We start from the raw sequence: 17,982 nt of genomic DNA on the forward strand, positions 1-17,982 counted from the left end.
CCCCTCGGGGGAGAAGGTGGCTCGCGAAGCGAGACGGATGAGGGGGCTTGTTCAGCCACGCTCAACCGGCCCGTTTCGCGGCCGATATCCCCCGACCGCCTCCGGCGGCCACCTTCTCCCCCGGAGGGGAGAAGGATCACCGGATCAGGCCTCGGTCTTTTCTTCTTCGGTCGCTTCAGCGGCCGGGGTTTCTTCCGCGGCGGCTTCAGCCGGAGCCTCTTCGGTCACTTCAGCAGCCGGCGCCTCGTCGGCGGCGGCTTCAGCGGCCGGAGCTTCTTCAGCAGCGGCTTCCGGTTCCGGAGCCGGAGCGTTCTTGGCGGCTTCAGCGGCAGCGGCGGCTTCTTCCTTGGCGCGCTGGGCGGCTTCGGCGGCTTCCACCTTGGCGGCGGCTTCCGCTTCGGCGCGGTCGGCTTCGCGCTGGGCGCGCTCGGCGGCCCGTTCCTGCGCCTTCTTGCCCGGCTGGGCCTTGTTCGGGTTGTTGGACTGGGTCCACTTCACCTTGCCGGCCAGCGTCTCATCCTGCGACAGGAAGCGAGCGACGCGGTCGGTCGGCTGGGCGCCCTTGCCGAGCCATTCGGCGATGCGGTCCGCCTTCAGGGTGACGCGCTTCTGCTCGCCGTCACGCGGCAGCATCGGGTTGTAGGTGCCGACGCGCTCGATGAACTTGCCATCGCGCGGCGAGTGGGAGTCGGCGACGACGATATAGTAGTAGGGGCGCTTCTTGGCGCCGCCACGGGCCAGACGGATCTTCAGCATTTCGGGTCTCTTTCTCTAGTCAGTTCTTCTTGGGAAATCCGGGCAGGCCGGGCAGGCCTCCCGGCAGTTGTCCGGCGCCGCCAAGACCGGCGAGCCGATCCTGAAGGGCCTTCATCTCTTCAGCCGAGGGTTCCGGCATCCTGCCGCCGCCCATGGCCTTCAGGCGCGCCATGTCAGGCCCGCCCATTCCGCCGCCGCCGAGACCGCCCAGCATGGCGGCCATCTGCTGCATCTTCTTCGGTCCGCCGCGCGACAGCGACTTGACCATATCGGCCATCTGCCGGTGCTGCTTCAGCAGACGGTTGATCTCCTGAACCTCGACGCCGGCGCCGGCGGCGACACGCTTCTTGCGGCTGGCGTTGAGCAGGTCCGGCTTCTTGCGCTCGGCCTTGGTCATCGACGAGATGATGGCTTCCTGACGGGCGATCATGCGGTCGTCGACGCCGCTGTCGGCCATCTGGGACTTCATCTTGGCCACGCCGGGCAGCATGCCCATGATGCCCTGCAGACCGCCCATCCGCTTCATCTGCTGAAGCTGGCCGGCGAGGTCGTTCAGGTCGAACTGGCCCTTGGCCAGCTTGCGGGCCATGGCCTCGGCCTTGGAGGCGTCCAGTTCCTGGCTGGCCTTCTCGACGAGAGCGACAATATCGCCCTGACCAAGGATACGGCCGGCGACCCGACGGGCGTCGAACACGTCCAGCGCATCGACCTTTTCGCCGGCGCCGAGGTATTTGATCGGCAGGCCGGTGACAGCCCGCATCGACAGCATGGCCCCGCCACGCCCGTCACCATCAGCGCGGGTCAGGACCAGGCCGGTCAGCGGCAGACGCTCGTGGAAGGCCTTGGCGGTGCGGACGGCGTCCTGACCGGTCAGGCTGTCGGCGACCAGCAGGGTTTCTACGGGCTTCGACACGGCGGCGACTTCCGCCACCTCGGCCATCAGGGCCTCGTCCAGCGTGATGCGGCCGGCGGTGTCGAGGATCAGGACGTCGAAGCCCTGAAGCTTCGCCGATTGGAGGGCGCGTTTGGCGATCTGGACCGCACTCTCGCCCACCACGATCGGCAGGGTCGTGACCTCGATCTGCTCGGCCAGCTTGGCGAGCTGCTCCATGGCGGCAGGACGACGCGTGTCCAGCGAGGCCATCATGACCTTCTTGCGATCGAACTTCGTCAGGCGCAGCGCCAGCTTGGCGGAGGTCGTCGTCTTGCCCGAGCCCTGAAGGCCGGCCATCAGGATGACGGCGGGCGGGGTCGCATTGGTGTTGAGGCCGACCGGCTCCTCGCCGCCCAGCATCTCGATCAGGCCGTCGTAGACGATCTTGACCACCTGATCGGCCGGCTTGACCGAACGGATGACCTCTTCGCCCGTGGCGCGCTCGGTGGCGAAGGCGATGAAGTCCTTGACGACGGGCAGGGCGACGTCGGCCTCAAGCAGGGCCACACGCACTTCGCGCATCGCCTCGGCCACGTCCTTTTCGGACAGGGCGCCGCGCCCGGTGATCCGGTCGAAGACGCCTGTCAGCCGCTCGTTCAGAGCCTCGAACATTCACTACCTCTGTTGGCGCAGGTGAAACGGCTCCATACGACAACGGCCCCCGGCGACGATCACGTCGGCGGAGGGTTCTCGCCGGGCTCGTCCTGTCGAAACAGGGGTCGTCCCGGTGGAAACGCGAGGTTCACTTGCGTCGGAAGCGGCGGCTTATGGCGGAAAAGCCGGGCGAAGACAAGGCGTGGACGCCTCAGCGGCCCCCGGCGCGCTGCCAGGCCGCGCGGGCGGCGGCGAGGCGGGCGGGGACGAGGCCGCGCAGCGAGGACTGGCCGCGCTGCTTCAGGCCAATCTCCTGCCCCTTGCTCCAGGCCACGTCGGCCTCAATGGCCGTGGCGGCCAGAACGTCGACGACGATCACCGAGGACGGCACCGAGAGGGCGCGGTCCAGCCGCACCTTCATTCCGGAGCTGGAGACATCGACGATCACGCAGGTCATCTCGAATCCGGGCGCAACCAGAACGCCGCGGGCGTTGGAGGCGAAACGGGGTTCGAGGCGGCGGTCTGACGGCGGTGTCATGCGACTTCGGTTACGCGGCGGTTTCGATCAAGGTGCACGGTCACGTCCGCACGGACGCCGCCGTTGATCATATGCCGGGTCAACCTTTCGAAATACATGACGAACTCGCCCAGCCGCGCGCGTTCCGTCGACGACAGCGCCCGTGGCGGAATGCCCAGAAGTTCGGCCTCCTGCTGACAGCGCCACCCATGCACGACCTCAAAGCCGGGCGCACGCAGGAACAGGGTCGCGTCCATCTGTCCGGCGAGGTCGGCGTAAGGCCCGGCGACCTGTTTGTTGACCGCCGTGCGCCAGACGGCGTCGGGATCGCGCTCACGCTCAAGCGCATTGACCGGAGCGGTCAGGGCCTCGGGAGTCTCGGCTGTCACACCCAGACACCAGCCGTCGATGATGATCGCCGTGGGACGGCCGAAAAAGATGCGCCACTCCCGGATGGGACGCCGGTCGTCCTGGCGCTTGTCAAAGCCGGGCAGCAAGGTCTTGTCGTCCGACCGGGCGAGGCTGAGCGTCTTGATCAGCCGGTTCAGCATCCTCAGATCGTGCGTCCCCGGCGGACCGCGCGTCTGGAACAGCGGATGGACATCCTCCGCCATCTGCTCACGCCGGCTTCTGGTCAGGTAGACGTCGTCCAGCGAGATGTGGGCCGCACCGAAGGCCTGCGCCGCCGTTCGCGCCAGCGTCGTCTTGCCGGAGCCTTGCGCGCCGGCGATGCCGATCAGGGGCGGCCGTCCGCCTTCGGCCCGGACGATGCGTCGGCCCACCAGTTCGACCAGTCGCGGATCTACGGGATCCGGCGCGGTCATGCTCAGTGCTGGTCTTCCGGCAGGCGGACGATCAGGCCATCGAGATCGTCGGAGACGCGGATCTGGCACGACAGGCGGCTGTTCGGCTGGACGTTCTCGGCGAAGTCCAGCATCGACTCCTCCATCGCCGAGGCGCGGCCGGTCTCGGCGGCGAAGGCCTCGTCGACATAGACGTGGCAGGTCGCGCAGGCACACGCGCCGCCGCAGTCCGCGTCAATGCCGGGGACATTGTTCCGGATCGCGCCTTCCATGACGCTGAGGCCGTTCTTGACCTCGACCGAGTGCTCGGTCCCGTCGTGTTCGATGTAGGTGATCTTCGCCATTGGCTGCTCAATAGCGCAGACGCGCGCCGGAGCAAGGCCAAGCGCGCGTCCTTTGTCTGCCTCAGGCAGCCGTGATCAGGCGGCTTCGGTCTTCTTGCGCGACGGCGAGACCATCAGCTTCTTGGTCTCGGCGATGGCCTTTGCCGGATTCAGACCCTTCGGACACACCTGGGCGCAGTTCATGATGGTGTGGCAGCGGTATAGCTTGAACGGATCCTCGAGGTCGTCGAGGCGCTTGTCCGTCGCCTCGTCGCGGCTGTCGGCGATCCAGCGGTAAGACTGCAGCAGAGCCGCCGGGCCGAGGTATTCGGTCTGGTTCCACCAGTAGCTGGGGCAGGACGTCGAGCAGCAGGCGCAGAGGATGCACTCGTACAGGCCGTCCAGCTTGGCGCGGTCTTCGGGCGACTGCAGGCGCTCTTTTTCGGGGTCAGGTTCATCGGACTGCAGATACGGCTGGATGCTGTCGTACTGGGCGTAGAACAGGGTCAGATCCGTCACCAGATCCTTGACCACCGGCTGGTGCGGCAGGGGCGCGATCGAGATATTGGACGAAGAGCACTCGTCCCAGCCCTTGGTGCAGGCCAGGCTGTTGCGGCCGTCGATGTTCATCGAGCAGGAGCCGCAGATGCCCTCGCGGCACGAGCGCCGGAAGGTCAGGGTCGGGTCGATCTCGTTCTTGATGTGGATCAGGGCGTCCAGCAGCATCGGGCCGTGGTCGTCGGCCGAGACCTCGAACGTGTCCCAGCGCGGGTCGGCGTCGACCTCGGGATCGTAGCGATAGACCTTGTAGGTCTTGACGTTCTTCGCCCCGGCCGGGGCCTTGTGGACCTTGCCGGTCGTGGGCTTCGAGCCCTTGGGAAGCGTAAGCTGAACCATCAGTACACCCGCGCCTTGGGTTCGATATACGATACCTCGTTGGACATCGTGTAGTTGTGGACCGGACGGTAATCGATCTTCGTCTGATCGCCCGGCGTCTTCCACGCCAGGGTGTGCTTCATCCAGTTCACGTCATCCCGATCCGGATAGTCCTCACGGGCATGAGCGCCGCGCGATTCAGTGCGGTTCAGGGCGCCCTCGATGGTGACAAGCGCCTGATCGATCAGGTTGTCGTATTCGAGGGTCTCGACCAGATTCGTGTTCCAGATCAGGCCGCGATCGGTGGTCTTGATGTCGTCGCCGGCGGCGTGGATGGCGCGCAGCTTGGCGACGCCCTCCTCCAGTGTCTTGCCGGTGCGGAAGACGGCGGCGTCGGACTGCATGGCGCGTTGCATGTCTATGCGCAGCTTAGCCGTGGGCGTCGAGCCGTTTGCGTTCCGGAAGCGGTCGAGGCGGGCCAGATGCGCGTCGGTCGAGGATGCTGGCGCGTCCGGAACCTTCGACGCCTTGTCCACCACTTCACCGGCGCGCAGGCCGGCGGCGCGACCGAAGACGACCAGATCGGTCAGGGAGTTCGAGCCCAGACGGTTGGCGCCGTGCACCGACACGCAGGCCGCCTCGCCCACGGCCATCAGGCCCGGCACCACACGATCAGCGTCGTCGCCGACCTTGGTCAGGACCTCGCCGTGATAGTTCGTGGGGATGCCGCCCATGTTGTAGTGGACGGTCGGCAGGACCGGGATCGGTTCCTTCGTCACATCGACGCCGGCGAAGATCTTGGCGCTCTCGGAAATGCCCGGCAGGCGCTGGTGCAGGATCTTGGGATCCAGATGGTCCAGATGCAGGAAGATGTGATCCTTGTTCGGGCCCACGCCGCGGCCTTCGCGGATCTCGATGGTCATGGAGCGGCTGACCATGTCGCGCGGGGCCAGATCCTTCACGGTCGGCGCATAGCGCTCCATGAAACGCTCGCCCTCGGAGTTGGTCAGATAACCGCCTTCGCCGCGCGCGCCCTCGGTGATCAGGCAGCCGGCCCCATAGATGCCGGTCGGGTGGAACTGGACGAATTCCATGTCCTGCAGCGGCAGGCCGGCGCGCAGCACCATGGCGTTGCCGTCACCGGTGCAGGTGTGGGCCGAGGTGGCGCTGAAGTAGGCGCGGCCGTAACCGCCCGTCGCCAGAATGACGAGCTTGGCGCGGAACCGGTGCATCTCGCCGGTGTCGAGCTGAAGCGCCGTCGCCCCGGTGCAGGCGCCGTCCTGCATGATCAGGTCCAGCGCGAAATACTCGATGAAGAACTTCACCTCGCGGCGCACCGACTGGCCGTAGAGGGTGTGCAGAATGGCGTGGCCGGTCCGGTCGGCGGCGGCGCAGGTGCGCTGGACCGGGCCCTCGCCGAAGTTGCGGGTCATGCCGCCGAACGCGCGCTGATAGATGCGGCCGTCGTCCGTCCGGCTGAAGGGCACGCCCCAGTGCTCCAGCTCATAGACGGCCTTGGGGGCGTTGCGGACCAGGTACTCGATCGCGTCCTGATCACCCAGCCAGTCCGACCCCTTGACGGTGTCGTACATGTGCCACTGCCAGCTGTCCTCGCCCATGTTGCCGAGGCTGGCGGAGATGCCGCCCTGCGCCGCGACGGTATGCGAGCGGGTGGGGAAGACCTTGGTGACGCAGGCGACCTTCAGGCCCTGCTGGGCGGCGCCGAGCGCGGCGCGCAGACCCGAGCCGCCGGCGCCGACGACGACGACGTCATATTCGTGGTCGATGAACTCGTAAGCGGCCATGTCAGATTCCGAAGCCGGCGGGCAGCGGCGCCGAGCCCAGCGCCAGCCGCACGATGAAGAAGACGCCGGCGGCGGCCAGCGCGAGACAGACGAGGTTGACCAGCCCCAGCAGCAGGGCCTTGTTTCCCGGCCGGTGGATGTAGTCCTCGATGATCACCTTCCACGCCAGATGGGCGAAGAAGAAGAAGACCACAACCGTGATCGCGGCCAGCGCGGCGTTCAGCCCGTTGGCGAACCACGCCATCACGGTCTCGTAGGTCGCGCCGATCAGGGTGAGGATGCTGGACAGCACCCACACGCCCAAGGGCATGAGGATCAGCAGGGCGACCTTCTCGATCGCCCATTCGCCGGCGCCGTGGCGCTCGGAAATCTTCACATGGTTTCTGAACCGCGCCGGACCGCTCACAGCGAGACCCTCCCCGTAGCGAACAGGACAATCCAGAGGATCGCCGTCAGGACGAACGGCCCCCAGACCGCGATGTGGGACATCAGGTCGGCCGGCTTCAGCTCAAGGCCGATGGTCGCATCATTGATCAGGTGGCGTCCGCCGTTGAGCATGAAGGAGAACAGCACCCAGGTCAGACCGATGCCGATCAACAGTCCGAGCGGCGATCCAGCCAGCGCGGCGAACGTCGCATGGGCCTCGGGACCAAAGGCCAGCACAGCGAGCCAGCCGATGACGAACATCGCGCCGAAGGTGGCGGCGCCGATGGTCACCCGGAAGGCGATCGACGCGACCATGGTGATGTGCCAGCGCCAGATCTGCATGTGGGGGGACAGGGGTCTGACGCGGCCGTTGGGCTGGCGCACGAAACGTCCGGTCTGATCGTCCGTCGGATCGTTGGAGGCGTCGCCCGGAAGCGGGGAGCTCGACATATGCGAATGGTTCTCAAAAACCTGAGTGAAATCAGGCGTCCTGAAGCGGTGAACAGGCTTTAGTCAGCGCCGCTGCAGGGGTCAACGCACCAGCGAACGCCATCGTCTCGCTGTTGCGAAAAGGCCTTTACGGTCAAGCCGATCACGATTTCGTCTGTGACTCCTGTGCACTAGGCGCCGGATTCCGGCGACGGCAACCTGCTCTCATGTCGGGGACTATCGCAGCCGCTTTGGCGGGTCTGCTTTTGCAGCAGGCTGTGCCGCATCCATCCACCCTGGAGCCGTACAGGCCGCCAGTCGTAAGGCCCTATGAGCCGATCTCCAACTTCGGGCGCGAGGCCGAGGCGCAGGGGGACGCGGCCGGCGATCTGCACCGCCGCCCGCTCACCGCGTCGGTCGCTGTGGACGCCTACGCGGGCTCCTACGAGTTCTCGCCGACGGATGCGGAAGCGACCTACAATCAGGCGGTGACGTCGGCGGAAATGCGGGCCGACGAGCGGTCGGGACCGCTTGAAGGGCGATGGGCGGTGACGGCGGCGGACGGCGCGCCGGTGTTCGGTCTGGTGCTGAGCGACCCCGGCGACGGCGGCCTGATCGAGGGCGGTTGGCGGCGCGGTTCGGCCCGGGGCGGGGCGACGCTCGGCGACGACGGGCTGGAGCTTGAAGGCTACGGGCTTCTGACGCTCGAACAGACGGGCACGGGCTGGCGCGGCGTGCTCACTGCCGACGGACACTCCAGCAACGTGATCCTCAGCCGCGCGAACTGATCAGGGCCAGCGCGGCGTCGAGTTCTGCGGCGCCGTGCGGTTGGGGCGCGCCACGGCCCCAGACCGGGTCCGGCCAGACGGCGTCGTCGCTGCGGCGGCCGATTACATGCACATGCAGTTGCGGCGTGACATTGCCCAGCGCCGCGACGTTCAGCTTCTCCACCGGGCGGCTGGCCTGTTCGCCGAGGGCGCGGATGAGGTCCCCGGCCCGGAGGATTTCCTGCATCAGGACGGCGCGGTCTTCCGCCGACAGGTCCTCGATCTCCCGCAGGCCCGGGAGGCGAGGGATCAGGATCAGCCACGGGAACCGCGCATCGTCCTGCAGCCGCACATGGCTCAGGGGCCATTCGGCAGCGGGACGCGAGGCGGCCTCGAAGGCGGGGTCGACGGCGAAGGACATGCGATCCCGATGCGCGCGCCGGCCCTCGCCGGTCAAGCGTCAGTTCAGGCCATAGACCACGCAGGCCTGATCGGTCAGCTCGCGCAAAGGGGGCTGCAGCGTCAGGCGGGCGGCCTCGATCTGGGCTTCCGTCGGCGCACCCGGAGGTGGGGGCGCGGCTGGCGGGGGCGGAGGCGGCGGGCCATAGGCGGCGGCCTCGGCGCGACTGCCGGTGACGATCACGTCCGTAGGCAGGCTCGCGCCGCCATATGAAGGCCATCCGGCCAGCACGTCGGTCTGGCAGGCGCGTCCCGTCGGGTCGATGACCTTGACCGCCCCGAGGGTTGCTCCGGCGTTTCCGGCCGCGGCTCGTGCGCGATTGGCCGCGTCCTTGACCGCCTCGCCCTGCAGCCAGGTCTTCAGGACGTTGTCGGGCTCCAGATTGAACCAGACCTGTCCGATCGACGTCGGCTGGGTCGCGACAACGGTGGCGTAGACGCGTTCCAGCAAGGCGGTGTCGCGCACGGTGATGCTGACCGTGGCGTCGGCCTGATAGCGCTCTATCCGGTCGGCGCGGACGTTGTCGCGCAGGACGCCGTTCTCGTCGCGATACTGGTCATAGAGGGCGCGGGTCGTCAGCGTGGTCTCGACCCGGACCTTGTCCGCGCCATAGCCGGCGAGGGACTGGCTCAGTGCCCGGATCTGGTCGGCCGCCTTGCGCGAGGCGTCGGCCGCGGAACGGTCCACCGACAGGAAGCTGGCGCTGAAGCCAGCCCGATTGGCGGCGACCTGGGTGCGGACATTGCCAATGGAGGCGATGACAGGATCGCGCATCCACCATGGCGCGGGAACATAGCGCTCTCCGATGGTCGCAGGCGGGGTCTGGGCGAAGGCGGGGGCGGGTGCGGCGAGAAGCAGGAGGAAGCAGGTCAGGCGACGCATGGAGTGCTCCTGTTGAACAGGCCGTCACCGTGTCCCGACCGCCGTTTCGCTGCAAGGCGCTGTCAGACATCGTCAGCCTATTGGTTCGATAGGAAAAATCTATGGAAACAAACAGGTTCGACACATTGACTTTGTGCGCTGCAGCGGCCATTTCGCGGCTGCGGCGCCGCTCCCCCGGCGCTCCGGATTTCCAATCAGATCATCAGGAGACAGCGATGCTGGGCGTCGGTCAAAAACTGCCGGACTTCAAGATCATCGGCGTGAAGCCGGGCTTCAACAGCCATGAAGAAAACGGCGTCTCGGCGTTCGAGCCGGTCACGCAGGACAGCTTCGAGGGCAAGTGGAAGGTCATCTTCTTCTACCCGAAGGACTTCACCTTCGTCTGCCCGACCGAGATCGCGGAATTCGCCAAGCTGGGCCGTGACTTCGAGGACCGCGACACCGTCGTGCTCGGCGGCTCGACCGACAACGAATTCGTCAAGCTGGCCTGGCGCCGCGACCACGCCGACCTGAACAAGCTGCCGATCTGGCAGTTCGCCGACAACGGCGGCAAGTTCGCCCGCGAGCTGGGCGTGCTCAATGAGGAAGAAGGCGTCGCCCTGCGCGCCACCTTCGTCGTCGATCCGCACAACGTCGTGCAGCACGTCTACGTCACCAACCTGAACGTGGGTCGCGCCCCGGCCGACACCCTGCGCGTCGTCGACGCGCTTCAGACGGACGAGCTGTGCGCCTGCAACCGTCCGCTGGGCGGTGAAACGCTGGCTGCGTAAGCGGCAGCGACTTCCTATCTTCGACAGGCGGCGGCGCAAGTCGCCGCCTGTTTCGTTTTCATCCCTGTGCGCTATCGCTCGCCGCGCGGCGGCTCGCTGCTTGAGCGCACATCAGTGAGGATCATCCCATGTCGATCGACGCCCTCCGCGACCTCATCCCGGCCTACGCCAAGGACATCTCCCTGAACCTCGGTTCGCTGGTGTCGGAGACGGTGCTGAACGACCAGCAGAAGTGGGGCTGCTTCCTCGCCTCGGCCCACGCGATCGGCGTCGCGCCGGTGGTGCAGGCGATTGAGGCGCAGGCCGCGACGGTGCTGTCGCCGGAAGCGATGAACGCAGCCAAGTCGGCCGCCGCCATCATGGGCATGAACAACATCTACTACCGGTCGCTGCACCTGATGAAGAATCAGGAATACACGACCATTCCGGCCCGCCTGCGGATGAACGTCATCGCCAATCCGGGCGTGGAGAAACTGGATTTCGAGCTGTGGTCGACGGCCGTCTCGGCCATCAACGGCTGCGGCGCCTGTCTGGACGCGCACGAGGGGGAACTACGTAAGCACGGCGCCCCGGCGACCCATGTTCAGACCGCACTGCGTATCGGCGCGGTGGTGCACGCCGCCAGCCGGATCATCGCGTCGGAGACGGCTCTGAAGGGCTAGTCGTCCAGCGGCGTCTGTCCGTACTCGACGAAATATATCAGCCGCCCGTACTGGACGCGCATCACGCCATCGACGGCGTCGGCATATGCGCCGACGCCGGGGCCGCGCACGACATAGGTCATGACCAGCTCCCAGCCCATGTGAACGCCGGACCAGCCTATGCTCAGCCGGGACATGGTCGTCTTGCCCTTCAGTGGTCCCAACGGCGCGTCCAGCAGCACGCCCAGCTCCGGGTCGGCCTCCAGAACCCGGCCGTGTTCGAAGGTCGTGCCATCCGGCATCGCCTCGCAGAAGCAGGCCCCGACCTCCAGCGGCAGGGTCAGGTTGCGGGCGTCGCCGCTGTAGGTATGGGCGCTGTCCCACCACTGGCCGACGTCGCCGATCGAGAGGTAGATGTCCTCCGGCGTCGTCTCGAGGCCGATATTGTATTTGAGCACGAAGTGGTCGGCGCTTTTCTCGACTACCTCCGCGGCGGCTGGCGTGGCGCAGAGCGCGAGGGCCGCGGCGGCGAGCAGGGACCTGAGCATACGACATCCTCCCGCCGCCATCGGGCGACGAAGAGCGGCGTTCGTCAAGCCTGGTCGAAGGTCAGGGGGGCGCCCCAGAACTGACCGACCAGTTCCGACTGCGGTCCAGCACGGCCGGTGGTCAGGAAGTCGCGACGGCCGGACCCGCCCAACAGATACTCGGGATGGCGCTGGAAATAGCGGTCCAGCGCATCGGCGACCGCGGCCGGTTGGTGGATCACCGGCGTGCCGGCGGGCAGGGCGGCGGCGAACAGGTCGGCGACGATCTCGTAGTGGGTACAGCCAAGGATCGCCTTGTCGGGATGGCGGCCGATGCGGCGGCGAAGCGCGTCGACGTGGTCCTCGACCACCACCTTCAGCTCTTCCGCCGGGGCGCCGAGTTCGATCAGGCCGGCCAGTCCGGGGCAGGGTTCGGAGAAGACCGCCAGATCCTCGCGGCGTTTGTCGATTTCGATCTCATAAACACGGCTGTGGGCGGTGGCGGCGGTGCAGAAGACGCCGGTGACTTCCAGCGCCTCGATCTTGTCCCCGCGCCGCTCGGCCTCATAGGTCCACGGCAGGCCGGTCGCGGCCTCGATGGTCGGGACGATGATGCCCAGCACGTTGATCGGGCGACCATGCCGCTCGCGCGCCTCGGGCACCCAGGTCTGCTGGAGGCGCCGCAGGGCGATGGCGCTGGCGGTGTTGCAGGCCAGCACAATGACATTGGCCCCCGCCTTGAACAGGCGTTCACAGCCCGCGCGGGTCAGATCGACGATCTCCTCGCCCCCGCAGCCGCCGTACGGCGCGTTCGCCTGATCGGCCAGATAGACGAAATCCCGCTCGGGAAACCGCCGCGTCAGTTCGCGGTGAACCGTCAGGCCGCCAACGCCGGAGTCGAATACGCCTATCGCCATGCGGCGGGCTTTAAAGGTGCGGCCTATCGCCGTCCACGCCCAAGATTACGCGGCGTTCATGTGACAGGACGGCGACGACACGCCTAGGGTTTGCGGAACGTCTACGACTTCGGAGCCTTGAGATGCATCGACGCCAACTTCTGATCGCCGGAGGCAGCCTCATGGCTCTTTCAGCCTGTGCAACCGCAGGAGCCGGAGCAGGTGGTTCAGCCGCACCGGCGAGCATGGTCGATGACGCCCGCATCGCCCGCGCGGTGCTGCCCGCGCAGACACCCCGGGCCGAACTGCTTCAGGTCTGGACTGGTCCCTATGAAGGCGTTCCGCCGTGGGACAAGGTCACGCCCGCCAAGCTGCGCGCCGCGATTCTTGAGGGCATCGAACTGCGTCGCGCCGAGATCGCCGCGATCGCCGACAACCCGGAGCCCCCGACCTTCGCCAACACCTCGGTCGCCCTGCAGATGGCCGGCGAGCCGCTGGGCCGGGCGATGGCGATCTATGGCGTGATGACCTCGAACATCGGCTCGGCCGACTATCAGGCCCTGGACCGCGAGGTCTCGCCCCTGCTGTCCGCCGCCGGTGACGAGATCACCTTCAATGAGAAGCTGTTCCAGCGGATCAAGACGGTCGCCGACAACGCCGAGGCCGCCGGATTGACGCCCGAGCAGACCCGCATCGTCACCCGCAGTCGCGACGCCTACATCCGTGGCGGCGCTGCGCTGGACGCCGCCAAGAAGGCCGAGCTGGGCCGCATCAACACCGCCCTGTCGAACGCCTTCACCGGCTTCGGTCAGAAGGTGGTCGCCGACGAAAACACCTGGACGGTGATCGCCAACGAAGCCGGCGTCGCGGGCCTGCCGGCCTCGAACAAGGCCGCCGCGGCCGCCGCCGCGCGCAGCCGCAATGTGCAGGGCTGGGCCATCGTCAACACCCGCTCCAGCGTCGACCCCTTCCTGACCTTCGGCGACGACCGCGCCCAGCGAGAGGCGGTGTGGCGCAAGTTCGTCAACCGCGGCGACAACGGCGACGCCAACGACACGAATGCGACGATCGCCGAGATCGTGAAGCTGCGGGACCAGCGGGCCAAGCTGTTGGGCTATCAGAACCATGCCGAACTGCGCATGCAGGACACGATGGCCAGGACCCCGGCCGCGGCGATGGACCTGATGAACCGCGTCTGGGCGCCGGCGAAGGCGCGGGTGGCGGAAGAGGTCGCGGACATGCGCACCCTCGCCGGTCACGACATCGAGCCGTGGGACTATCTCTACTATGCCGAGAAGGTGAAGAAGCAGAAGTACGACCTCGATCAGAACGAGCTGAAGCCTTACTTCGAGCTCGGCGCGGTCAAGCGCGGCGCCTTCTACATGGCCGAGCGGCTGTATGGCCTGACGTTCAAGGCGCTGCCGGCCGGGACGGTCCCGGTGTTCGAGCCGGGCGTCGAGGTGTTCGAGGTCACTGACAAGGCGACGGGCCGCAATGTCGGCCTGTTCTATTCCGACGACTTCGCCCGCGCGGGCAAGCGATCGGGCGCGTGGGCCACCAGCTACCGCTCGCACTCGACCTATGATGGGCAGAAAAACGTCCTGTCGTCGAACAACAACAACTTCACCAAGCCGGGTCCGGGCGAGCCCCTGCTGATCTCGCTGGATGACGCCGAGACCCTGTTCCACGAGTTCGGCCACGCCCTGCACTCGCTGAACTCGACCGTGCGCTATCCGGCGCTGGGCGGCACGCCGCGGGACTTCGTGGAGTATCCGTCGCAGGTGCACGAGCACTGGGTGCTGTCGCGCCCGATCCTCGATGGCTTCATGAAGCACTACCAGACGGGCGAGCCCATGCCGCAGGCGCTGGTGGACAAGGTCGAACGGGCCGGCACCTTCAATCAGGGCTACGCGACGGTCAGCTATCTGTCCTCGGCGCTGGTCGACATGGACCTGCATACGCAAGCCACGCCGCCGACCGATATCGACGCCTTCGAACGCGAAAGCCTCGCGCGCTACGGCATGCCGAAGGAGATCGTGATGCGGCACCGCCTGCCGCAGTTCAATCACCTGTTCACGTCGGACGCCTACTCGGCCGGCTATTACAGCTACCTTTGGTCAGAGGTGATGGACGCCGACACCTGGGCTTATTTCGAAGAATCCGGCGACGTGTTCAATCCGGACATCGGCCGGCGCTACAAGGACATCATCCTTGCGCCGGGCAACACTACCGATCGGGGCGAGGCGTATCGCCAGTTCCGCGGTCGTGACCCGGATGTGGCGGCGTTGCTGAAGGTCCGGGGTTTCCCGACCAGCTAGAACGAGAGGGGGCCGGCGGGACATCCGCCGGCCCTCTTCGCATCAGATCGACAGCGACTGGCGAGCCTGGGCGTAGTCGGCCTGCGCGGCCTGCGGCAGCTGGGCGACGGCGGCGCGGCGAACCTGTTCACGACATTCCCGCGACCGGACGATCAGGGTGCCCGGTTGTTGCGGTGCGCTGCAGAAGCGCCGGGACGCCATGTCGACGCGTTTGTCGAACGCGGCGGACCCTGAGGTGGAGCCGAGGTCGAGATCGCCCCAGGCGATACGCATGTCCTGGGTGGTGGCGGAGCCGGCGGCCGCGAGAGCGACGACGGCGGCGAGAGAAGCGATGACTTTCATGGCGATCTCCTTTGGAGCGCTGCGTCGCTCTTTGCGGCGACGTGCTGGAGATGCCGGGTCTACGTATCGTCCGTGTGTGAAACCGGTGGCGAAACGGCGACGCTTGATGAATTCGGCGAAACGTAATCGCCGATCAGCCGCTGTTCCGAAGCCCGGCCGCCACACCGTTGAGCGCCAGCAGAATGCCTTCGCCAACGCGCGGATCATCATCTCCGGCGCGCCGCCGCCGGATCAGTTCGATCTGCACGTGGTTCAGCGGCTCGACATAGGGCATGCGCAGGCGGATCAGGCGGTCCAGCTCGGGCTGGCCTGCCAGCAGCGCCTCCTGACCGGTAACCGCCAGCACGGCCGCGTGAGTGCGGTCCCATTCCTGCCGGATCGCGCCATAGATCCGGTCGGCCAGCGCCCGGTCGGGGACCAGCGAGGCGTAGCGCCCGGCGATGGTGATGTCGGCCTTGGCCATCACCATCTCCATGTTCTGGATCAGGGTCCGGAAGAAGGGCCAGTCGCGGGCCATGGCGCGCAGCTCGTCCAGATCGGCGTTGGCGCAGGCCGAGCCGAAGCCGAACCAGCCGGGCAGCATCACCCGGCTCTGGCTCCAGCTGAACACCCAGGGAATAGCGCGCAGGTCTTCGATGGCCGGCGACTTCGAGCGCGAGGCCGGACGCGAGCCGATCTTCAGTTCCGATATCTCGGCGATCGGCGTGGCCGCGTGGAAGTAGTCGACGAAGCCGTCGGTCTCATAGACCAGCGACCGGTAGGCGGCCATCGATGCGCCGGACAGAGCCGAGAGGGTCTCACCGTGTCGCTTCGTCATCTCCGCGTCTGGGGGCGGGGCCAGTGAGGCCAGCAGGACGCCGCAGGTCAGGGCGTCCAGGTTGCGACGCGCGACCTCGGGCTCGCCGTACTTGTTGGCGATGACCTCGCCCTGTTCGGTGACGCGAATGCGGCCCGCAACGGTGCCTTGTGGCTGGCCCAGTACAGCCGAGAAGCTTGAGCCGCCGCCTCGGCCCACCGCGCCGCCCCGGCCGTGAAACAGCTGAAGCTTCAGGCCTGCGGCGTCGGTCACCTGCAACAGGGCCCGCGACGCCTCGTGCAGCTCCCACGTCGACGTCAGGTAGGAGCCGTCCTTGTTGGAGTCGGAGTAGCCGATCATCACCTCCTGCACGCCGCGGGAGCGGGCGACGGCGAGGGCGGACGGTTCCTTCAGCAATCGCTCCATCGTCGGCCGTGCGGCGCGCAGGTCGCCGATTGTTTCGAACAGCGGCGCGGCCTGGATGGGGCAGGCGCCGGGTTCGTCCGGGCGGTATAGACCGACCTCCTTGAGCAGGACATAGACCTCCAGCAGGTCGGATGCCGCGTCGGTCTTGGACACGATATGGGTGCGGATCGCCTGCGGCCCGAAACGGGCGATGGCGACGGCGGCGGCCTGCAGGATCGCACGCTCTTTCAGCGTTTCTTCGGCATAGGCTGCGAAGGGATTGAACAGCAGCCGGGCCGAGGCGAGTTCGCCCGACAGCAGGGCCATCCGGGCGTCCTCATCCAGCGCCTCATAGTCGTCGCAGACGCCGGCGGTCTTCAGAAGATCAGCCACCACGCGGGCGTGCACATCGGAGTTCTGCCGCAGGTCCAGCGTCGCCATGTGGAAGCCGAACACGTCCGCAGTCGCGATCAGGCGCGTCAGCCGGTCATCAGCGAAAACCGCGCCATGCTGCGCGACAAGGCTGTCGTGCAGGATCTGCAGGTCCGCCCGGAAGCCGTCCGGACCCTCGTAAGCCGTAGCCGCGAACGGCGCCGGTCGTGGCGCGGGCTGGCCGACCAGTTTGGCGTGGGTCGATGAAAGGCGGGCGTAGATCTCGCTGAGCGCTCGGCGATAGGGCTCGTCAATGCGGTGGGGCGACAGGTCGCCGGAGACGCGCGCCAGCTCAGCCAGTTCGGGAGACACGCCTGTCAGGGAGCCGGACAGGCTGAGCTCGGCGCCCAAGGCATGCACCTCGTCCAGATAGAAGCGCATGACCGCCCGGGCGGACGTGGCGAACACGGCAGTCAGGGCTGCGCCGTCGACATTGGGATTGCCGTCCCTGTCGCCCCCCACCCAGGCGCCGATACGGATGAACGGCTCCAGCTCCGGTGCGTCCAGACGTTTGCGCCACTCGGCCAGTTGTTCAGGGACGACTCGCAGGAAGACCCGCTCGAGGAAGGAAACGACCGTCTCGATCTCGTCCTGCACGATCAGGCCGGTCTGGCGGGCCAGCCGGGTATTCCAGAGAATGACCGCCTGTCTCCTGAGGCCGGCGGTCAATACATCGGGCGCGCAGGCGAAACCCAGTTCGCCATTCGGTCCATCGCAGCCGTCCAGCAGATCGGACACGGCGGCGATGCGGTCTATGACGCTCTTGCGCCGGACCTCGGACGGGTGCGCGGTCAGCACCGGAGAGATCAGGGCCTGCTGCAACAGCGCCCGAGCGTCCTGGGGGCTCTTGCCGACAGTCTGAAGTCGCGCCAGCGCGCCCTCGGGCGTATCGGCCCGCGCACCCTCAGCTGCCTGCGCGCGAGCGCGGCGCTTTCCAGCCCGGTCTTCGGCGATGTTGGCGAGAAGGGAGAAGACCGCGAAGCCGTGCGCCAGTCCGACCGCCTCATCCAGCGACAGGGCGGCCAGCAGGGCTTCCAGCTGTGACGCGTCGTGAGAGGCGGGATCGCGGTGGTAGGCGACCGACGCCTGTCGGACCGCCTCGATGCGGTCGTACAGATCCTGACCGCCCTCGTCCCGGATGACCTCGCCCAGAAGGCCGCCCAGCAGGCGAACCTCATCGCGGAGTCGATCGTCAGCGGCCTGGATCATAACGGTGTGTCCCTGGGGAGAACGCCGATCAGACGCCGTCGGGGGAGCGCAAGTCAACGAAACCCCGCCCGCCG

The 17,982-nt window shown here is 67.1% G+C and carries 19 protein-coding genes; 4 read left to right on the forward strand and 15 right to left on the reverse strand.

The genetic code is table 11. The features are described 5' to 3' along the window. Window positions 1-144 precede the first annotated feature (144 nt). The 9 genes from rpsP to sdhC form a co-directional block, all read right to left on the reverse strand. On the reverse strand, window positions 145-756 hold the full coding sequence (gene rpsP, locus ACIQC9_RS13835; protein ID WP_400616964.1) for a 30S ribosomal protein S16: 612 nt from the start codon (window positions 754-756) through the stop codon (window positions 145-147). A gap of 19 nt (window positions 757-775) precedes the next feature. Next, window positions 776-2,302, reverse strand: coding sequence for a signal recognition particle protein (gene ffh / locus ACIQC9_RS13840; protein WP_400616967.1), 1,527 nt, complete (start codon window positions 2,300-2,302; stop codon window positions 776-778). A 193-nt stretch (window positions 2,303-2,495) separates the two neighbouring features. Then, entirely contained in the window at window positions 2,496-2,822 is a 327-nt protein-coding gene (locus tag ACIQC9_RS13845) for a PilZ domain-containing protein (RefSeq protein ID WP_400616970.1), read from the reverse strand. Next, the gene (locus ACIQC9_RS13850) at window positions 2,819-3,625 is read right to left on the reverse strand and encodes a kinase (RefSeq protein WP_400616973.1); all 807 of its coding nucleotides are present in this window, start codon (window positions 3,623-3,625) and stop codon (window positions 2,819-2,821) included. The genes ACIQC9_RS13845 and ACIQC9_RS13850 overlap by 4 nt, the downstream gene beginning before the upstream one ends. 2 nt (window positions 3,626-3,627) lie before the next feature. Next, window positions 3,628-3,948 carry a 2Fe-2S iron-sulfur cluster-binding protein gene (locus ACIQC9_RS13855; RefSeq protein ID WP_400616975.1) on the reverse strand — a complete coding sequence of 107 codons (321 nt, stop codon included), beginning with the start codon at window positions 3,946-3,948 and terminating at the stop codon, window positions 3,628-3,630. 75 nt (window positions 3,949-4,023) lie between these two features. Beyond that, on the reverse strand, window positions 4,024-4,824 hold the full coding sequence (locus tag ACIQC9_RS13860; RefSeq protein WP_400616978.1) for a succinate dehydrogenase iron-sulfur subunit: 801 nt from the start codon (window positions 4,822-4,824) through the stop codon (window positions 4,024-4,026). Next, window positions 4,824-6,608, reverse strand: coding sequence for a succinate dehydrogenase flavoprotein subunit (sdhA, locus tag ACIQC9_RS13865; protein ID WP_400616980.1), 1,785 nt, complete (start codon window positions 6,606-6,608; stop codon window positions 4,824-4,826). The genes ACIQC9_RS13860 and sdhA overlap by 1 nt, the downstream gene beginning before the upstream one ends. A 1-nt stretch (window position 6,609) precedes the next feature. Beyond that, window positions 6,610-6,984, reverse strand: a complete 375-nt coding sequence (gene sdhD, locus ACIQC9_RS13870) for a succinate dehydrogenase, hydrophobic membrane anchor protein (protein ID WP_400616983.1) — start codon at window positions 6,982-6,984, stop codon at window positions 6,610-6,612. A gap of 26 nt (window positions 6,985-7,010) precedes the next feature. Continuing rightward, on the reverse strand, window positions 7,011-7,484 hold the full coding sequence (gene sdhC, locus ACIQC9_RS13875; protein WP_400616986.1) for a succinate dehydrogenase, cytochrome b556 subunit: 474 nt from the start codon (window positions 7,482-7,484) through the stop codon (window positions 7,011-7,013). 206 nt (window positions 7,485-7,690) lie between these two features. Between sdhC and ACIQC9_RS13880 the strand changes: the two genes are divergently transcribed. Then, window positions 7,691-8,251, forward strand: coding sequence for a hypothetical protein (locus ACIQC9_RS13880; protein ID WP_400616989.1), 561 nt, complete (start codon window positions 7,691-7,693; stop codon window positions 8,249-8,251). Here the strand turns inward: ACIQC9_RS13880 and ACIQC9_RS13885 are convergent. Together ACIQC9_RS13885 and ACIQC9_RS13890 are read right to left on the reverse strand one after the other, a co-directional pair. After that, window positions 8,235-8,651: an HIT domain-containing protein gene (locus tag ACIQC9_RS13885; protein ID WP_400616991.1), complete on the reverse strand. Its 417-nt coding sequence runs from the start codon at window positions 8,649-8,651 to the stop codon at window positions 8,235-8,237. The genes ACIQC9_RS13880 and ACIQC9_RS13885 overlap by 17 nt on opposite strands. A gap of 39 nt (window positions 8,652-8,690) precedes the next feature. Beyond that, window positions 8,691-9,572, reverse strand: a complete 882-nt coding sequence (locus ACIQC9_RS13890; protein ID WP_400616994.1) for an SIMPL domain-containing protein — start codon at window positions 9,570-9,572, stop codon at window positions 8,691-8,693. A 215-nt stretch (window positions 9,573-9,787) separates the two neighbouring features. Here ACIQC9_RS13890 and ACIQC9_RS13895 point away from each other — a divergent pair, with 215 nt between their 5' ends. Together ACIQC9_RS13895 and ACIQC9_RS13900 are read left to right on the forward strand one after the other, a co-directional pair. Beyond that, complete coding sequence (locus ACIQC9_RS13895) at window positions 9,788-10,342, forward strand: peroxiredoxin (protein WP_400616997.1); 555 nt, start codon at window positions 9,788-9,790, stop codon at window positions 10,340-10,342. A 128-nt stretch (window positions 10,343-10,470) separates the two neighbouring features. After that, window positions 10,471-11,004 carry a carboxymuconolactone decarboxylase family protein gene (locus ACIQC9_RS13900; RefSeq protein WP_400617000.1) on the forward strand — a complete coding sequence of 178 codons (534 nt, stop codon included), beginning with the start codon at window positions 10,471-10,473 and terminating at the stop codon, window positions 11,002-11,004. Here the strand turns inward: ACIQC9_RS13900 and ACIQC9_RS13905 are convergent. Beyond that, window positions 11,001-11,531 (reverse strand): hypothetical protein, encoded by a 531-nt coding sequence (locus ACIQC9_RS13905; RefSeq protein WP_400617003.1) that lies wholly within the window; start codon window positions 11,529-11,531, stop codon window positions 11,001-11,003. The two genes, ACIQC9_RS13900 and ACIQC9_RS13905, sit on opposite strands and share 4 nt — an antisense overlap. A gap of 44 nt (window positions 11,532-11,575) precedes the next feature. Further along, window positions 11,576-12,427: a glutamate racemase gene (locus ACIQC9_RS13910; protein WP_400617006.1), complete on the reverse strand. Its 852-nt coding sequence runs from the start codon at window positions 12,425-12,427 to the stop codon at window positions 11,576-11,578. 122 nt (window positions 12,428-12,549) lie between these two features. Between ACIQC9_RS13910 and ACIQC9_RS13915 the strand changes: the two genes are divergently transcribed. Continuing rightward, window positions 12,550-14,724: a M3 family metallopeptidase gene (locus ACIQC9_RS13915; RefSeq protein ID WP_400617009.1), complete on the forward strand. Its 2,175-nt coding sequence runs from the start codon at window positions 12,550-12,552 to the stop codon at window positions 14,722-14,724. A gap of 42 nt (window positions 14,725-14,766) precedes the next feature. Here ACIQC9_RS13915 and ACIQC9_RS13920 read toward each other — a convergent pair whose 3' ends face one another. Together ACIQC9_RS13920 and ppc are read right to left on the reverse strand one after the other, a co-directional pair. After that, on the reverse strand, window positions 14,767-15,066 hold the full coding sequence (locus tag ACIQC9_RS13920; protein WP_400617012.1) for a UrcA family protein: 300 nt from the start codon (window positions 15,064-15,066) through the stop codon (window positions 14,767-14,769). A 133-nt stretch (window positions 15,067-15,199) separates the two neighbouring features. Beyond that, window positions 15,200-17,908 (reverse strand): phosphoenolpyruvate carboxylase, encoded by a 2,709-nt coding sequence (gene ppc / locus ACIQC9_RS13925; protein WP_400617014.1) that lies wholly within the window; start codon window positions 17,906-17,908, stop codon window positions 15,200-15,202. Window positions 17,909-17,982 lie beyond the last annotated feature (74 nt).

This window comes from Brevundimonas sp. NPDC092305 (assembly GCF_044755415.1).
Taxonomy (GTDB): Bacteria; Pseudomonadota; Alphaproteobacteria; order Caulobacterales; family Caulobacteraceae; genus Brevundimonas.

Bases quoted from the DNA above. Each gene is read 5' to 3' on its own strand.
- ppc (WP_400617014.1), bottom strand. From the start codon at position 17,908: ATGATCCAGGCCGCTGACGATCGACTCCGCGATGAGGTTCGCCTGCTG.
- ACIQC9_RS13920 (WP_400617012.1), bottom strand. From the start codon at position 15,066: ATGAAAGTCATCGCTTCTCTCGCCGCCGTCGTCGCTCTCGCGGCCGCC.
- ACIQC9_RS13910 (WP_400617006.1), bottom strand. From the start codon at position 12,427: ATGGCGATAGGCGTATTCGACTCCGGCGTTGGCGGCCTGACGGTTCAC.
- ACIQC9_RS13885 (WP_400616991.1), bottom strand. From the start codon at position 8,651: ATGTCCTTCGCCGTCGACCCCGCCTTCGAGGCCGCCTCGCGTCCCGCT.
- ACIQC9_RS13900 (WP_400617000.1), top strand. From the start codon at position 10,471: ATGTCGATCGACGCCCTCCGCGACCTCATCCCGGCCTACGCCAAGGAC.
- ACIQC9_RS13850 (WP_400616973.1), bottom strand. From the start codon at position 3,625: ATGACCGCGCCGGATCCCGTAGATCCGCGACTGGTCGAACTGGTGGGC.
- ACIQC9_RS13880 (WP_400616989.1), top strand. From the start codon at position 7,691: ATGTCGGGGACTATCGCAGCCGCTTTGGCGGGTCTGCTTTTGCAGCAG.
- ACIQC9_RS13860 (WP_400616978.1), bottom strand. From the start codon at position 4,824: ATGGTTCAGCTTACGCTTCCCAAGGGCTCGAAGCCCACGACCGGCAAG.
- ACIQC9_RS13895 (WP_400616997.1), top strand. From the start codon at position 9,788: ATGCTGGGCGTCGGTCAAAAACTGCCGGACTTCAAGATCATCGGCGTG.
- ffh (WP_400616967.1), bottom strand. From the start codon at position 2,302: ATGTTCGAGGCTCTGAACGAGCGGCTGACAGGCGTCTTCGACCGGATC.
- ACIQC9_RS13855 (WP_400616975.1), bottom strand. From the start codon at position 3,948: ATGGCGAAGATCACCTACATCGAACACGACGGGACCGAGCACTCGGTC.
- ACIQC9_RS13845 (WP_400616970.1), bottom strand. From the start codon at position 2,822: ATGACACCGCCGTCAGACCGCCGCCTCGAACCCCGTTTCGCCTCCAAC.
- ACIQC9_RS13890 (WP_400616994.1), bottom strand. From the start codon at position 9,572: ATGCGTCGCCTGACCTGCTTCCTCCTGCTTCTCGCCGCACCCGCCCCC.
- sdhA (WP_400616980.1), bottom strand. From the start codon at position 6,608: ATGGCCGCTTACGAGTTCATCGACCACGAATATGACGTCGTCGTCGTC.
- sdhC (WP_400616986.1), bottom strand. From the start codon at position 7,484: ATGTCGAGCTCCCCGCTTCCGGGCGACGCCTCCAACGATCCGACGGAC.
- ACIQC9_RS13915 (WP_400617009.1), top strand. From the start codon at position 12,550: ATGCATCGACGCCAACTTCTGATCGCCGGAGGCAGCCTCATGGCTCTT.
- ACIQC9_RS13905 (WP_400617003.1), bottom strand. From the start codon at position 11,531: ATGCTCAGGTCCCTGCTCGCCGCCGCGGCCCTCGCGCTCTGCGCCACG.
- rpsP (WP_400616964.1), bottom strand. From the start codon at position 756: ATGCTGAAGATCCGTCTGGCCCGTGGCGGCGCCAAGAAGCGCCCCTAC.